The following is a 15,450-nucleotide window of genomic DNA, read 5'->3' on the forward strand; positions in this document are numbered from 1 at the left end:
CTTTTGCATAACTAAGCTCTACAGCTTTATGTTTAAATTCTTTGGTGTAAAAATTTCGTGGTTTTGACATTGTTATTTTATTAAAGTTTATAAATATATAAACTCGCTTCTTACTGTCCTGTCAAATATAGCATGTCCAGTACGGTATCCTTTAAATAAAAAGGCTCTTGAAAAATTGGCTTTCGATATGTTTAGGGCTTGGAAAGGTTCTCCTGGTCATTATGCAAACATGATTTCGGATGCCTTTACTTATGCCGATTTCGCCTTTACATTACACCCAAAATCTAAACGTATTTTTGCGACTCAAGTTTTTGGTAAAAAGGGATATATTATCCCAAATCAATTGTCCGATAATGCTTTTTCGGTAAAGAAAGGAGACAATACCTGTGCTAGTCTTATAGGAAATAACAGTAATATTATTGTAAATATCGGCAATAGAATTAGTGTTGAAAATGGAGAGGTTATTTATGGTGGTCATAAAATTGAAACCATAAAACGAATTTTAAAAAATGAAAATGACGGCATCGCTGTAGATTTAATTGCTAGAGACCGAATGGAGTGTGGAGAAGATAATAGATTGGATGCTTCAGAGATTTACGATGGGGTTATGCTAGAACCAATATATAGAGATGCTGTTTTTTCTAATAATATGGCAAAAAACAACAGACGCCTTATTGTTTCCTTAGGCAAAATTCCAGAACATTTAAAGTCTAAAAAAATAAGTCCTAATATTATTGTTATTAAAGACGGTAAAAAATGCAGCTATACGCAACCTGCATATATTCCTTCTGGTCGGTACGATTTACGTGCCATAGCCCCTATTATAAATAGACCAAATATTGCTTTAAAAACCGAAGGCGTTAATAGTATTCATCAAATTCATTTCGATTTTGAAACAGGAAAAACTACCCCTATAAAAGACCCTATTATAGACTTCAACATTGGCAAATTACATTCTATAGATATTAAAAGTTTTACTTCTGTAGATGGTACTGCATCTGCAAATGCCATTTTACATAAAAAAAGAGCCGAATATATTAATTCTTACTTAGCAAGAAACATTAAAACAGAACATATACCTATTGTTATTGAGACCAAAGAAAACTGGGATTTATGCAATTATCAAGTTGAACTTTTGGGCTTAGAAAACACTTTTAATTCTCAAAAAGATATTCGGAATTATGTTAAAAGAAATGCTTCCAATACTTGGAAAGACGCTTTACAAAAGCAACGCCAATCTAAAGCCATTTTATACCAATATGGTACTTGGGACACATCACATTCAAATTATTTAAATTATAATTTAATGGATGCTTTGCTTAATAATAATTTTGATTTAGCAAACAAGGCGTTAGCCACAATGTACGATAGCAAACAAAGTAACCTCTTTTTAAATGAAGAGTTCATCATTAATAAATTATTTGATAAAAAAGAATTGGTGCAAAACGTATCTGCTTTATTACTTAAAAACATTGGTTATTACGACTTAGATAATGTCGTCTTTTTTGTTAGAAACTGGTTATCGCAACCCGAGCTATTATCTAAGGATGCTCAAAAAAACTTATTGAATTTATATGCTATTACTAGCAGACAATTATTGAGGTATTGGGATACTAGCATCGAAGATTTCTCGAAAGTTTTACATCCCAAAAAGGTAGAACCTTTATTTGAAAGCTATAAATCTGAAGACACTGTTAATCCTTTGTTTTTAAACTTTCACATGGCAAGTATAGAATATTATGCGCAAATAAATTACAGTTCTAAAATTGATAAATCTTTCGATTTTATTACCGACTATTTTAGAAGTGTTTCGCTTACCATACAAGATGATATTGATTTGGCTTTATTTTTTAATAGTTGGAGTATGTATCACTTAACCAAAGAGTCTTTACTACACCGTTATCATAATAAAACACTAAATGAAGAGGCTTCTTTTTTATTATTGCAAACTTATATAGCAGACAATGAGGATTCTAATCCAGAGATTCTATTTAACTTAAATAAACTGGCTATAAAATTTAATAAAAATAGATGGTGTAAATGGATTGATAAAGACTTTCAAAACCTTAGTAATGAAGGTGTGAAAAACCTTTTTTGTAAAACTTGTAAAACAACAGATTAAAATGGCAGTAAATAAAAATGCATTAATTCGTTATAAAACCATAGATAAATGTTTGCAAAACAACTTTCGCCAATGGACGCTTGATGATTTAATTGAAGCTTGCTCGGATGCGCTTTACGAGTACGAAGGTAAAGACGTAGATGTTAGTAAACGCACGGTGCAGTTAGACATACAAATGATGCGTAGCGATAAGTTAGGTTATAATGCACCTATAGTGGTTTATAATAGAAAGTTTTATAAGTATGAAGATGCCGATTATAGCATTACAAATAGCCCTATTTCTAATCAGGATTTGGCAAAACTATCGGAAGCGGTTTCTTTTTTAAAGCAGTTTCAAGGGTTTTCGCATTTTGCAGCGTTGGGTAGTATGGTACAAAAGCTTGAAGACCATGTTTACACGCAGAAAACTCATGAGAAATCATTAATTGCTTTCGAAAAGAATGACAATTTAAAGGGTCTTGATTTTCTGGATGAATTGTATCAATTTATTCTAAAAAAGCAAGCTATAGAATTAACGTATCGTTCGTTTAAAGCACGTTCTGAAAACACATTTACATTCCATCCGTATTTATTAAAAGAGTTTAGAAACCGATGGTTTATTATTGGTAAAAAAACAAAAGCTGAAGGCATTTTAAATTTAGCTTTAGACCGTATTATTAGCATTAAAAAAAGCGAAAAACCGTATGTTTTTGATGCCTCATTCGACTCCGAAACGTATTACAAAGATGTTATTGGTGTTTCGGTAAGCCCTAAATTACAAACAGAACAGGTTATATTTTATGTTATACATAAACATGCGCCTTATGTAGAAACGAAGCCGTTTCATTATTCGCAACGCGTTATAGATAGAGATAATTACGGCGTTACTTTTGCTTTAGATGTGCAACATAATTTTGAATTAGAAAAAGAGATGCTTAGTCTTGGGGAACATATTAAAGTCATTGCTCCAGAGCGTTTAAAACGTAATATAAAAGATCGTTTATATCACGCTATTGACACTTACGAAACGGAGATTACTGAAAGAGGATTAAAGGCTATAGAAAAGCAATTAGAATATAAAGGATTTACTATTTTAAATCATTTATATACCAAACGAGATATTAAAAAACTAAAAGCGAGATTAGATGCTTACATAAAACAAAACAACGAAAAGTGTTTTGGTATGCGTGCTGTTTTACAGAAAATACCAGAATTAAAAGACATTTTGTTTAATAGAAATTTAAAGAAATTGGTTAAAGCTATAGATAAACATGCGTTTTTAACGAAAGCCATTTATTTTGATAAGCAACCTGAAGATAATTGGTATGTAACTTGGCATCAAGATATCCCTATTAATGTTACTAATAGAGTAGAAACAGAGGGTTTTAAATCTTGGACGACTAAAGATAGTATTATTGGGGTAAGGCCTCCAGAGAACATTACTAAAAACACATTTTCTATTCGTATTCATTTAGATGATACTACAGAAAGTAATGGTGCTTTAAAGGTTATTAGTGGATCGCATAAAAAGCGTTTAAACAATGAGGAAATAAAACTAATTTCGGAACATTCTATTCCTTTTATTTGCGAGGTTAATTCTGGTGGCGTACAGGTTTTAAAACCGTTATTATTACACGCCTCTTCTAAATCGAAATCACAAAAAAGACGCCGTGTTTTACACTTAGAATTTTCATCTATTGCATTGCCTAATGGTTTGGAGTATGCTGAGAAGGAAATTTTTTAGATTATTTTTCATTATAACACATTAGTATTTAAAGATTTAATTCTCTAAAAAACTGAAAGAATAAAATTTATTTATCTTATTTTTATTGAATTCACTAACTAATACTATATACAAATGAAAATTCTAAAATACAGTCTTTATGTTGTTATTGTTCTAGTCATTCTATTTTTTGCAACAGGTTTAATGAGTCCTTCTGTTGGTTACGGTCATGAAATTACAGTAGACAAGCCTATTGAAGAGGCATGGGCAGTTACACAAGATGAGTCTAAATATAAGCTTTGGCTAGAGGGTTATAAAAGTATGGAGTTATTAAGCGGGCAAAAAGGTACTGTTGGTAGTACATACAAAGTTATTGTTAATCCTGGAGAAGGCCAACAAGATTTTGAAATGATAGAAACAGTGACTTCTATAAAAGAATTTGATCACGTAAAAATGAGTTTTGATAGTGATGTCATGGACTTTGAACAAATCATTACTTTTAAAGAAAACAATGGTAAAACAACGATTACAACAGACTCTAAAGTTATTGGAAAAAACATAGTATCTCGCTCCTTGTTTGCTATTATGGAAATGATTACTGGTTCTTTTACAGCTCAGGAAACTAAAAATATTGAGGCATTAAAAAGAGTGATTGAAAACAACACTACTAGTTATAATTAGTGTGTATTAAAATAGATTTTTTTATACTCAGATTCATCTGGTGGACCAGCAAGAATTTGAATGTTTGGCTGTTCTGAAAACGTCATAATAATAGAGGCAAATGTAAACCCTTGTCCGTCTTTATTATTTGCTCTGCATACAGGGTTGTACTTGTTGTCTTTAGAGCGTAGAGCGTTTTTTATCATTCCTTCATTAATATCTATATTAGGAGTCATTCTTTTTTCTACGGCTTTTAAACGCAGGTAGCTATTTGAGTTTACTGGTTTTTGTGCTTCTTTTAAATTAGGATTAAATTTTTCAAATCCTTTTTTAATGTCATCGTTAGCGATTGGGTGATTTGTATGATAAACTGTTCCGTTTTTATTTTCTGGCTTAAATTGAACAACTTTATTTGCAGATGCTTCAAAATCGAAGACTTCTCCTCTAATTCCTATAATATAATTTTGCCCAGAGGCATGGTCTATGGTTTGAATAAAAGATAGTAATTCTTCTTTTTCTGTAGAATTAATAATACGCCTAATTACAAAAGCAACTGGCAAGCCTTTTGAAGATGCTTTTAACTGCATGATTGTATTAACACATACACCTATTCCTTCTTCATTCATTCCATTTAAAGCTATTAATCCAGGGTGCGTTAGTATTAATTGTTCTGGACGTGCTTTAGTTTTCTCTAAACGCATAAGCACCTGAAATCCATCGGTATAATTTTCAAGATCCATATTTTGTGAGATATAACCCGGATTTCCGTTTCTAGCAGGGACTCCAAGGCCACTACAATGATGATTGATTTGTAAATCGACAATATAAACCCAAAACTCATCGAGAAGATTTAACACCAAAATATCGTTTAATTTCTGGCCAGACCCTTCTGCTATGCCTTCTATTTCCTCATATAATTCTGGGGTCCATTTCTTAATCGCTTCATCAAATTTAGCATATTCAAAAAACTCCTTTAATACTACATTGGCATCTTTTCCTAACTGTGCTGTTGTATTTTCTTTCCAAGCTTTAACAACTTCTCCTATTTCTTTCTTCAATGTTTTACCATGTTGAACTCCTAGCGCATAACCACTTCCTGAAAATGTAACTGTTTTTATAGTTCTTGATTTTTCTTGCTGCCCAAAACTCAATGTAGATATAAGTAACGTAAATAAAAGTATTAGGTGTTTCATAGCTATCGGTTTTAGTTTTATTGTTATAGGCATAAACAAACTTAGTTAAAAAAGGTGCTCATTTCAAAACAGTTAGCTTATGTTATGAAAATTTTCACATTTAATAAGGCATAGCAAAAACAGCATAAAAACACCTAATAATAAAACATCTAGCCTTCTACCTTATGGTGTCCTGGTATAAATCTAAAAGTTTTCATTAATCGATTCCAGGTATTACTTTGTGAAATTGTTAATGCTAAAAAACAAATCTCTTCTTTTGAAAAAAAAGATACTAATGGATTATATACTTCATCAGAAATTGGTTTGTTACTTAACATTGTTAATGCTTCGGTAAAATAAAGTACTGCTCTTTCTTTTTCCGAAAAATACGGCGTGTCTTCCCAAACACATAGTGAGGACAAACGTAATTCTGATTCTCCTAAATGTTTTAATTCCTTATAATGCATATCTACACAAAAGGCACAGCTGTTTTTTTGAGCTGTTCTTAATTTAATTAATTCTAGTAAATTACTATCTAAAGAAGAATTGACTATTAAATCTTCAATAGCTCTTAAACTTTCAAACATTCCTTTAGGAATATCTTGGTATGTAATGCGTTCCATAATTTTTATTTTATAATTATGAAACAAATCTAAAACGCTTTAATTAGTTATAACTTAAGATATCTTAAGAAACGTGTTATTTTGATTGTCTCCTTAATTCGCTTAAATATTCTGGAGTAATTTCTAAATAAGAAGCAATCATGTATTGGGGTACTCTTTGAATAAAATCAGGTAATTTTTTTACAAAATCTGTATATCGTTCTTTGCTTTTCATTTGAAGAAATATATCTTTTTTTCGAATATTAGCAATTAACATATTCTCAGTAATAATTCTAAATAATCGCTCTAGTTTTGGAAGCTCTTTATACAACTGTTCTAATGTATCTTTAGATAAATATAGTACTGTTGTTTCTTCTAATGCTTGAATATATTGTGTAGAAGGTGTTTGTTTAATAAAACTTTCCATATTGGTTACCCACCAATTATCTATAGCAAACTGTGTAATTTTCTCGTTTCCTTTTACATCAATATAAAATGAACGAACAACTCCCCTTATTATAAAATAATTGTATTTACAAATGGTCTGCTCTTTTAAAAGATAGTCCTTTTTATTAATCGTTTTTACCAATAATTTAGAGTAAAATAAATCAATTTCGGCATCACTAAAAGCAACATAACGATTGAAGTATGTTCTAATTTGGTTTTTCATTATAATTTATAATCCTGAAGTTTTTATTTGTAAGGTAATGTCTATGACATTGGTAATATCTCTATTACTATTCCATAAACATGTTTTGTCCATCCGTTAATTCTACCGCGATTATTACCTATTAATAATCCGCGTTTATTGTTTTTACCTTTTACAAGGTGTGTAAAACAATTACCTCTTACTTTACAATACACAATATCTCCTGTGTTGCAATCTTCCCATGCAATGGGCTTAAGCTTTACTGGTTGTTTGGATTTTAGTATTGGTAACATAGAATTACCGGGTTCTTTTGAAATAATGGTTTCCCCATTTTGTAGTTTTTGAATTTTCCAATTCATAATTTTTAATTTTAAACATTATGTAAGTCATTATTAACTTACATAGCCTTCAAAATTTTTCAAAAGTGTTTCAATGAACTGTGGTAAAGATATAAAATAATAGAGACAACAGTTCTTTAACCCCAAAACTTCCACCATTTTTTAGGCTTACTAACAGTATTCTTATTACTTTCTTGTTTAATATTAAATGGTGTCTTTATCTCTCCATCATTCATTAATTGTTGCATTTTCAAATATGGTTCCGTTATATCAAAATATAGTTCTGTACCCGATTCACAATTAATTAAATCGAAATATTGATTGTTTTTATTTACAAGTCTTTGACTTATAAATTTCTCTTGAAGATAAATCAACAAGTCTCTTTCATCCGAAACTCGTGTTACTATATATGGATATTCTTCCGATCCATCTCCAGTTGTTTCAATGCCTTCCATAATTTTTTGAGCAAAAAATAATTCAGATTCAGCATCCTTTACATTATTTAATTGCCCAAGAGCATAGTTTTTATATAAGTGTGCCCTTGGAGATAAAAGAACATTAATAGAACTATAATCTGCTGCTTCTTGAAACTTTTTCTCATCTAACAAATCTTCCATTATACTTAAATCTTCAGAATACGGATTGTATGCTGGATGTAATTTTACAGCGTTTTGAGCGTTAACAAAATTCTCCTTTGTGGTTTCTGATATAAAGTTGAAAAATTCTTCTGTCATAGTTTATATATTTGTAGGTATTGGTCTGTAGCTTATTCAATCTTGTCTTCAATTATTATATTTAAATCTACTAATTTTTCAGTGATTATTTTAGTTCTATCTTGCATTCCTTTAGAAGTAAAACTCAGGTTTTCGAAAAGCGCAAGGTTGGGTTTTACTGTTATTTCAGTCCATGAATCGTTATTTTCAAAAGGTTCAATTACACTTGTTTTCGTTTCTCCGTTTTCGAATAAAAATGTCCCTTTTTGGTTTTCCCATACTGTTGTAAGCCCACAACTTTCTGCTGCAAAGTTAATGGTTGCCATTCCTAAGTTACAGAATTCTCGTCCAACAGCTAGATGCTTTTTTAAATTAGAGCAAGCTGCAATTCTAGTCATAATCATTTCTGCATACGTATAATTTTCATATTTTATCGTTCTTAAAGGTACTCCAACATTATATCTTACTTTAAACGCGTGACTCCAAAATGTTATTTTAATATCATTACATTTTCCATCAAAATATTCATCAAAAGCATGGCATAGAACCTCAAAAGATAATGCATTAAGAGAATTTTCCTCAAAACACTTTTCGAAGTACATTTTTGGTCTCATTCTTATATGCTCTCCAGCAGAAAGTGCTTGTATATCACTAGCTGTATATTTTTTAGCCATAATTAATCTGATTATTTTTGGTTATTAAACAAATTCTAACTTTTACTTACTTTTCGCTCTAAAAATACCTCGGTATTATTTTCAATTTTCAATGTGCTTTCAAAAAAGATAGTTTTAGTTTTAAAAACACTTTCAATTAAATAATAATGACCTTTAAAATACGATTGCTTCACTGTTACTTTTAAATCTGAATGTTCTACAACTTGTAGTTGGTTAGCATAAACAATCTGGTCGTTTATAATGTTAAACTCTTCGAAAAAAGAAGCTACTAGAGGTAATTTTGGGTTTTTATACAACGCTTTAGGAGTATCTTTTGCTACTATTTTATTATCGTCTAAAACGATAAGTGTATCGGCATACCCTAACACATCTTCTTTGTCGTGTGTAGCTACAATACAGGCTATATTTTTAGTTTTTAAATAACTAAATATATTACGCCGTAAGGATTGTTTTTTAAAATTATCTATATGGCTAAACGGCTCATCTAACAATATAATCTCGGGTTGTTTTGCTAATGCTCGTGCTAATGCTACACGCTGTTTTTGCCCACCACTTAATAGTTTTACTTTGGTTTTTGCGAAAGCTTCAAGTTCTACAACTTTTATTAATTCTGCAACACGTTGTTGTTTTTCTTCAGGAAAAAAATTAGACATGTATTTGCCTATATTTTCTTCTACTGAAATAAAAGGCATTAAGTCGAATTCTTGGGTGACGTATTTCATAAAATCGTAACCCACTACCAGATTAAATTTTGGTCCTAGTATTTCTTCTGCTTTCCAAAATAATTGCCCTTCATCTAAGTCGTACTCGCCATATAATATATTTAAAAGTGTACTCTTACCTGAGCCACTTTCGCCAATAATAGCTAAGTATTCTCCTGCTTCAACTTGAAAGGAAAGGTTATTTAAAACCTTGATTTTATTGTAACTAAAGCTAATATTGTTTACTTGAAGCATGTATTTGTTTGAAGTACAAAAATAACATAAAAAAAGCCACCTTATGTAAGGTGACTTTCTTCATTTTATAGGTTCTTTATATTAGTCTTTAAACTCATCTTTCATTTTACTTGGCAAGACATCGAATCCCATATTAAATAATGTAAATCCGTAAATATCTGCGTATTGCTCTATAGTTTTACTTACTGGTGTTCCTGCACCATGTCCTGCATCTGTTTCTATGCGAATAAGTGTTGGGTTGTTTCCTGTTTGCTTGTCTTGTAATTCGGCAGCAAATTTAAAACTATGTGCTGGTACTACACGATCGTCATGGTCTCCTGTAGTTACCATTGTTGCTGGGTACTCTACTCCTGGTTTTACATTATGTACTGGCGAATACCCTTTTAAATACTCGAACATCTCTTTACTTTGTTCTGCTGTTCCATAATCGTAAGCCCAACCAGCACCCGCTGTAAAGGTATGATAACGTAACATATCTAAAACACCTACGGCTGGTAATGCTACCTTCATTAAATCTGGTCGTTGCGTCATGGTTGCACCTACTAAAAGCCCACCATTAGAGCCTCCACGAATTGCTAGATAATCTGAAGAGGTGTAGTTATTTTCAATTAAATATTCGGCAGCAGCTATAAAGTCGTCGAATACATTTTGCTTTTTAAGTTGCGTTCCTGCATCGTGCCATTCTTTTCCGTATTCTCCACCTCCACGTAAGTTTGGTACTGCATAAATTCCACCTTGCTCCATCCAAACTGCATTTGCAATACTAAATGAAGGTGTTAAGCTAACATTAAACCCGCCATAACCATATAATATGGTTGGGTTTTTACCGTTTAATTTTATTCCTTTTTTATGTGTAATAATCATAGGTACTTTTGTACCATCTTTAGAGGTGTAAAATATTTGCTTACTCTCGTAATCTTCTGAATTAAAATCTATTTTAGATTTCCTAAATAATTCTGATGTTCCGCTTTTAATATCGTACTTATAAATATTTCCTGCTGTAACATAATTTGTAAACGAATAATATAATTCTTTAGCTTCTTTTTTCGCTCCAAATCCTCCGGCACTACCAACTCCAGGTAACTCTACTTCTCTAATTAATTTACCTGAATAATCGTATTGTAATACTTTTGAAATAGCGTCTACCATGTAATTAGCAAAAAAATAACCTCCTCCTGTTGATGGACTCAGTACTTGTTCTGTTTCTGGTATAAAGTCTACCCAGTGCTCTGGCGTTGGGTTTGATGCATCTACTGTTACAACTTTTCTATTTGGTGCATTTAAATTTGTAACTAAATATAACTTACTTCCCACGTTTTCTATAACATAGGTATCACTATCAGTATTACCTATAATTTCCACTAGTGGTGCATTTGGTTTGGTTAAATCTTTTATATATAATTTATTTCCAGATGTAGATACTCGTGGTGTAATTATAAGATATCTGTTATCTTCTGTTACTCCTCCATTAATATATCTATGTTTTTCGTCTTCTGTCCCTCCATATATTAATTTATCGTCTTTTTGCGATGTTCCTAATTTATGATAGTATACTTTGTGCTGATCTGTTTTTGCAGATAACTCGCTTCCTTTTGGTTTATCGTAGCTTGAATAATAAAAGCCTTCATTTTTATACCAAGACATACCGCTAAACTTTACATCTACTATTGTGTCCTCTATAAGTTCTTTAGTTTCTACATCCATGATTAATACCTTTCGCCAATCGCTTCCTCCTTCTGAAATACTATAAGCTAAAGTTTTCCCATCTTTAGAAAAACTTGTTCCTCCCAACGAAATGGTTCCATCTTTTTTAAAGGTATTTGGGTCTAAAAATACGGTTGCTGTTTCTGGGTTGTCCCCTGTTTTATAACGGTATATTACATATTGATTTTGTAATCCATCATTTTTATAAAAATAGGTATAATCTCCTTCTTTAAACGGCGCTCCTACTTTTTCGTAATTCCATATTTTAGAGAGTCTTTCTTTTAGTTCATCACGGTATGGAATATTATCTAAATACCCGTAAGTAGTTACATTTTGTTCTTTTACCCAATCTCCTGTTTCTTTACTTTTATCGTCTTCAAGCCATCTGTAAGGATCTTTTACTTCTGTTCCAAAATAATTAGTTACTGTATCTACTTTTTTTGTTTCTGGATAGGTTACTGTTATTTCTTTTCTTTTCATACTTTCTTTCTCCTCTTCTTTACAGGACATTATTATTGAAAGGGTTAATAAGCAAAGTGCTACTTTTTTCATATTGATTATAATTTTATGAAATTTATATTCATCTATCTATTAGATAGTTTTACTGTTTTATGGGTAAAACCATATAAAAATAAACAAAAAAGAGCTTATATAAATATACAAGCTCTTCCTTTAACATGTTAGTCTAGTTTAAACTAGTTTATTTTCTACTAAATATTCTGCTATTTGTACTGTATTTGTTGCTGCTCCTTTACGTAAATTATCACTTACAATCCAAAGGTTAAGTGTATTTGGCTGAGAACCATCTCTACGAATACGCCCTACAAAAACCTCATCTTTACCATTGGCATAAATTGGCATTGGGTAAGTGTTTACGTCTACGTTATCTTGTACAACAACACCGTCTGTTTGGTTTAGTAATTGACGTACTTCGTTTAAATCGAAATCATTTTCGAACTCTACATTTACAGCTTCACTATGTCCTCCAGAGGTTGGAATGCGCACTGCTGTTGCTGTTACTGCAATGGTTTTATCGTCTAGTATTTTTTGTGTTTCTCTAACTAGCTTCATTTCTTCCTTGGTATAACCATTTTCTTCGAATACATCGCAATGTGGTATTGCATTTTTATGTATTGGGTATGGATATGCCATTTCTCCTTTTACTCCTGCTAATTCATTTTCTAATTGCTGCATTGCTTTTACTCCTGTTCCAGAAATAGACTGGTAGGTTGACACTACAATACGCTTAGCTTTGTATTTTTTATGTAACGGTGCTAACGCCATTACCATTTGTATGGTAGAGCAATTAGGGTTTGCTATAATTTTATCGTCTTTAGATAGTGCATTTGCGTTAATTTCTGGAACCACTAATTTTTTACTGTGATCCATACGCCACGCCGATGAATTATCTATTACCGTTGTACCTACTTCTGCAAATTTAGGAGCCCACTCTAAAGAGGTATTTCCTCCTGCAGAAAATAACGCTATATCTGGGCGTTTATTTACCGCATCCTGCATGCTTACTACGGTATACTCTTTATTTTTAAATGAGATTTGTTTACCTACAGAACGTTCTGAAGCTACAGGAATAAATTCTGTTATTGGAAAATTACGTTCTTCAAGAACGGTACGCATCACCTCTCCAACCATACCAGTGACACCAACTACTGCTACTTTCATTTTTTAATTTTTCTTTTTAATTATATAACCAACACAAAACTATACTATTTATGTTTCTTTATGTTATAAAATTCTTTATTTTTTAGTAAATATTAAAGTATAAAAAAGTAAGCATAAAAAAATCGATTTTGTGTAATACAAAATCGATTTTTAAACGTTTTAAAATGTTAGATTACTTTTTTAAAGCATCTCTAATTTCTTTTAATAAATCGTTATCTGATGGTCCAGCTGGTGCAGCTGGCGGCTCAGGTTTTTTCATTTTATTAACTCCTTTTACAACCATAAACATTACAAATGCAACAATGATAAAGTCTATAACATTAGTTAAAAATGTTCCGTATTCTAAGTAGACTTCTCCTACCATGTTCCCTGAGTCGTCTAAAGTACCGTCTTTTAATTTATGCCTTAATGATTTGAAGTCTGAATCGAAAATTAATCCAATTAACGGAGATACAATTCCTCCTGTAAATGAAGATACAACTTCTTTAAAAGCTGCTCCCATTACAAAACCGACAGCAATATCTACAAGATTGCCTTTCATTGCAAACTCTTTAAACTCTTTTAGCATGCCCATAATTTTAATTATTTTTTAAGTTAGTTAATTATAAAATTATTCTAATTTACTTAAAATTTTAACATTCTATAAAATTTAATGTAAGAATAAAGCTAAAATTATCGATAAAATACTCTTTTTACGCGCTGAGATACCGCAGTTAATAATTCGTATGATATAGAATTCATTTTTTCTGCTAATGCTTCAGCTGTCTGTTTAGAATTGAAAATAACAACTTCATCTCCCTCTTTACAATTAATACTTGTTACATCTACCATAATCATATCCATACAGACATTTCCTAAAATAGCTGCTTTTTGATTATTTATAATTACAAATCCTTTTCCGTTTCCTAATTGCCTACTTATACCATCGGCATGCCCAATTGGTAATGTTGCTGTTTTAGTGGTTTCTGTTGCTTTAAAAGCACGATTATAGCCTAGACTTTCTCCTGACTTTAAGGTATGTATTTGAGAGATAATAGTTTTTAGTGTTGCTATTGGTTTTAAATGTTGGTTTACTTCTGTGTTATTTCCAAAGCCGTATAAGCCTATACCTGTTCTTACCATATCTAAATGCGCTTCTGGATAATTAATAATTCCTGAAGTATTACATTGGTGTAACATAGGTTTATAGCCTAGTTCTCCAATCATTCTATTTGCTATGGTTTTAAAACTTCTAATTTGTTGTGTTGTAAAGTCTACTTCATCTTCGTCTTCGCTTGCTGCTAAATGCGAAAACAAAGACTTTACCTTAATAGAATCATTAGTCTTTAATTTTGAAACAACTGCTGCTATCTCTTTTTCTACAAATCCTAATCGATTTAGTCCTGTATTAAACTTTATGTGTACAGGGTAGTCTTTTTGCTTTTTAGCCTTAGCTATTTTAATAAATGCATCTAAAATGCGGTTAGAATATAAACTTGGTTCTAAACAACGTTCTATAATAGTTTTAAAATTAAGTTCTTGTGGGTGTAATACTAAAATGGGTGTTGTTACTCCTGCATCTCTTAGCGCTACGCCTTCATCTGTATAAGCTACAGCAAAATAGTCTATAGTTAAGCTTTCCAAATATTTAGCGACTTCTACAGCGTCGCTACCGTAAGCAAATGCTTTAACAACTGCTAAACATTTGGTGTTGTTTTTAAGTTTAGATTTAATAAACTCAAAATTGTGTTTAAGCGCTTTTAAATCTATTTCTAGAATTGTTTCTTGCGCTTTAGGCATCTTTTTCTTTCGTTTTTTTTGTTAGTTCTTCTGCATTATTCACTTTCATGTTCTTTATTTTTTCACGTAAAGTTGCCTTATAGTAAGCTGCTCGGCTTAGAGGTTCGTACTCCTCTGTTTCCCCTAACAATACTAAATCTTCGCTATTTGTTTTTCTGTAACTAAATTGTGCTAAGTTTCCTGTTCTTGTACATACCGCATGTACTTTAGTTACATATTCTGCTGTGGCCATTAAATTTGGCATAGGCCCAAATGGATTTCCTTTAAAATCCATATCTAAACCAGCTACAATAACACGAACACCTTTATTTGCCAGATCATTACATACGCGCACAATCTCATCATCAAAAAACTGAGCTTCATCTATTCCTACCACGTCACAACCGTCTGCCAAAATAGGTATATTAGCGGCGGCTGGTACTGGTGTAGACCTAATTTCGTTGGCATCATGAGACACTACCATTTCGTCATCATAACGTACATCTATTGCAGGTTTAAAAATCTCTACTCTTTGCTTTGCAAACTGCGCACGTTTTAGCCTACGAATTAATTCTTCGGTTTTTCCAGAGAACATTGATCCACAAATAACTTCGATCCAACCAAATTGTTCTTTTTGATTTACTGTATTTTCAAGAAACATTTTGTAATTTTAGCACTATAATGAAATCTCTTTATAGGGTTTATAAAGGTGGTTCAAAT

General features: G+C 31.5%; 15 protein-coding genes. 3 read left to right on the plus strand and 12 right to left on the minus strand.

Features of this window, described 5'->3' with window-relative positions; all coding sequences use genetic code 11:
- The first annotated feature begins 187 nt into the window (after positions 1 to 187).
- The 3 genes from ACVC08_RS07075 (at position 188) to ACVC08_RS07085 (ending at position 4,505) form a co-directional block, all read left to right on the plus strand.
- Positions 188 to 2,122 (plus strand): CAP domain-containing protein, encoded by a 1,935-nt coding sequence (locus ACVC08_RS07075; RefSeq protein WP_452601528.1) that lies wholly within the window; start codon positions 188 to 190, stop codon positions 2,120 to 2,122.
- 1 nt (position 2,123) lies between these two features.
- Entirely contained in the window at positions 2,124 to 3,845 is a 1,722-nt protein-coding gene (locus ACVC08_RS07080; protein WP_452601529.1) for a phytanoyl-CoA dioxygenase family protein, read from the plus strand.
- A 114-nt stretch (positions 3,846 to 3,959) separates the two neighbouring features.
- Complete coding sequence (locus ACVC08_RS07085) at positions 3,960 to 4,505, plus strand: SRPBCC family protein (protein ID WP_452601530.1); 546 nt, start codon at positions 3,960 to 3,962, stop codon at positions 4,503 to 4,505.
- Here ACVC08_RS07085 and ACVC08_RS07090 read toward each other — a convergent pair.
- The 12 genes from ACVC08_RS07090 to ACVC08_RS07145 all read right to left on the minus strand — a co-directional run bounded on the left by ACVC08_RS07090 (position 4,502) and on the right by ACVC08_RS07145 (position 15,391).
- Positions 4,502 to 5,677: a C45 family autoproteolytic acyltransferase/hydolase gene (locus ACVC08_RS07090; RefSeq protein ID WP_452601531.1), complete on the minus strand. Its 1,176-nt coding sequence runs from the start codon at positions 5,675 to 5,677 to the stop codon at positions 4,502 to 4,504. The two genes, ACVC08_RS07085 and ACVC08_RS07090, sit on opposite strands and share 4 nt — an antisense overlap.
- A gap of 149 nt (positions 5,678 to 5,826) precedes the next feature.
- A complete protein-coding gene (locus tag ACVC08_RS07095; RefSeq protein ID WP_452601532.1) occupies positions 5,827 to 6,279 on the minus strand; it encodes a carboxymuconolactone decarboxylase family protein in 453 nt (150 codons plus the stop codon).
- 76 nt (positions 6,280 to 6,355) lie between these two features.
- Positions 6,356 to 6,928 carry a Crp/Fnr family transcriptional regulator gene (locus ACVC08_RS07100; protein WP_452601533.1) on the minus strand — a complete coding sequence of 191 codons (573 nt, stop codon included), beginning with the start codon at positions 6,926 to 6,928 and terminating at the stop codon, positions 6,356 to 6,358.
- A 41-nt stretch (positions 6,929 to 6,969) separates the two neighbouring features.
- The gene (locus ACVC08_RS07105; protein ID WP_452598661.1) at positions 6,970 to 7,266 is read right to left on the minus strand and encodes a hypothetical protein; all 297 of its coding nucleotides are present in this window, start codon (positions 7,264 to 7,266) and stop codon (positions 6,970 to 6,972) included.
- A 116-nt stretch (positions 7,267 to 7,382) separates the two neighbouring features.
- Complete coding sequence (locus ACVC08_RS07110; protein WP_452601534.1) at positions 7,383 to 7,979, minus strand: DUF4919 domain-containing protein; 597 nt, start codon at positions 7,977 to 7,979, stop codon at positions 7,383 to 7,385.
- 32 nt (positions 7,980 to 8,011) lie between these two features.
- A complete protein-coding gene (locus tag ACVC08_RS07115) occupies positions 8,012 to 8,632 on the minus strand; it encodes a hypothetical protein (RefSeq protein ID WP_452598659.1) in 621 nt (206 codons plus the stop codon).
- Between the two features lie 35 nt (positions 8,633 to 8,667).
- Positions 8,668 to 9,588: an ABC transporter ATP-binding protein gene (locus ACVC08_RS07120; RefSeq protein ID WP_452601535.1), complete on the minus strand. Its 921-nt coding sequence runs from the start codon at positions 9,586 to 9,588 to the stop codon at positions 8,668 to 8,670.
- Positions 9,589 to 9,669: 81 nt separating this feature from the next.
- Entirely contained in the window at positions 9,670 to 11,844 is a 2,175-nt protein-coding gene (locus ACVC08_RS07125) for a prolyl oligopeptidase family serine peptidase (RefSeq protein ID WP_452598657.1), read from the minus strand.
- Positions 11,845 to 11,982: 138 nt separating this feature from the next.
- The gene (locus ACVC08_RS07130) at positions 11,983 to 12,972 is read right to left on the minus strand and encodes an aspartate-semialdehyde dehydrogenase (protein WP_452598656.1); all 990 of its coding nucleotides are present in this window, start codon (positions 12,970 to 12,972) and stop codon (positions 11,983 to 11,985) included.
- 172 nt (positions 12,973 to 13,144) lie between these two features.
- A complete protein-coding gene (gene mscL, locus ACVC08_RS07135; RefSeq protein WP_452601536.1) occupies positions 13,145 to 13,546 on the minus strand; it encodes a large conductance mechanosensitive channel protein MscL in 402 nt (133 codons plus the stop codon).
- Positions 13,547 to 13,644: 98 nt separating this feature from the next.
- Positions 13,645 to 14,751, minus strand: coding sequence for an alanine racemase (gene alr, locus ACVC08_RS07140; protein ID WP_452601537.1), 1,107 nt, complete (start codon positions 14,749 to 14,751; stop codon positions 13,645 to 13,647).
- Positions 14,744 to 15,391, minus strand: coding sequence for a thymidine kinase (locus ACVC08_RS07145; RefSeq protein ID WP_452598653.1), 648 nt, complete (start codon positions 15,389 to 15,391; stop codon positions 14,744 to 14,746). Before ACVC08_RS07145 ends, alr begins: the two co-directional genes overlap by 8 nt.
- Positions 15,392 to 15,450: the final 59 nt, after the last annotated feature.

The sequence above is a fragment of the Pontimicrobium sp. MEBiC06410 genome (genome assembly GCF_053601615.1).

Excerpts from the sequence above, each read along its gene's own strand:
- ACVC08_RS07120 (WP_452601535.1), bottom strand. The coding sequence starts at position 9,588 with ATGCTTCAAGTAAACAATATTAGCTTTAGTTACAATAAAATCAAGGTT.
- ACVC08_RS07085 (WP_452601530.1), top strand. The coding sequence starts at position 3,960 with ATGAAAATTCTAAAATACAGTCTTTATGTTGTTATTGTTCTAGTCATT.
- ACVC08_RS07130 (WP_452598656.1), bottom strand. The coding sequence starts at position 12,972 with ATGAAAGTAGCAGTAGTTGGTGTCACTGGTATGGTTGGAGAGGTGATG.
- ACVC08_RS07095 (WP_452601532.1), bottom strand. The coding sequence starts at position 6,279 with ATGGAACGCATTACATACCAAGATATTCCTAAAGGAATGTTTGAAAGT.
- ACVC08_RS07145 (WP_452598653.1), bottom strand. The coding sequence starts at position 15,391 with ATGTTTCTTGAAAATACAGTAAATCAAAAAGAACAATTTGGTTGGATC.
- ACVC08_RS07100 (WP_452601533.1), bottom strand. The coding sequence starts at position 6,928 with ATGAAAAACCAAATTAGAACATACTTCAATCGTTATGTTGCTTTTAGT.
- ACVC08_RS07110 (WP_452601534.1), bottom strand. The coding sequence starts at position 7,979 with ATGACAGAAGAATTTTTCAACTTTATATCAGAAACCACAAAGGAGAAT.
- mscL (WP_452601536.1), bottom strand. The coding sequence starts at position 13,546 with ATGGGCATGCTAAAAGAGTTTAAAGAGTTTGCAATGAAAGGCAATCTT.
- ACVC08_RS07125 (WP_452598657.1), bottom strand. The coding sequence starts at position 11,844 with ATGAAAAAAGTAGCACTTTGCTTATTAACCCTTTCAATAATAATGTCC.
- ACVC08_RS07075 (WP_452601528.1), top strand. The coding sequence starts at position 188 with ATGTTTAGGGCTTGGAAAGGTTCTCCTGGTCATTATGCAAACATGATT.
- ACVC08_RS07080 (WP_452601529.1), top strand. The coding sequence starts at position 2,124 with ATGGCAGTAAATAAAAATGCATTAATTCGTTATAAAACCATAGATAAA.
- ACVC08_RS07115 (WP_452598659.1), bottom strand. The coding sequence starts at position 8,632 with ATGGCTAAAAAATATACAGCTAGTGATATACAAGCACTTTCTGCTGGA.
- ACVC08_RS07105 (WP_452598661.1), bottom strand. The coding sequence starts at position 7,266 with ATGAATTGGAAAATTCAAAAACTACAAAATGGGGAAACCATTATTTCA.
- ACVC08_RS07090 (WP_452601531.1), bottom strand. The coding sequence starts at position 5,677 with ATGAAACACCTAATACTTTTATTTACGTTACTTATATCTACATTGAGT.
- alr (WP_452601537.1), bottom strand. The coding sequence starts at position 14,751 with ATGCCTAAAGCGCAAGAAACAATTCTAGAAATAGATTTAAAAGCGCTT.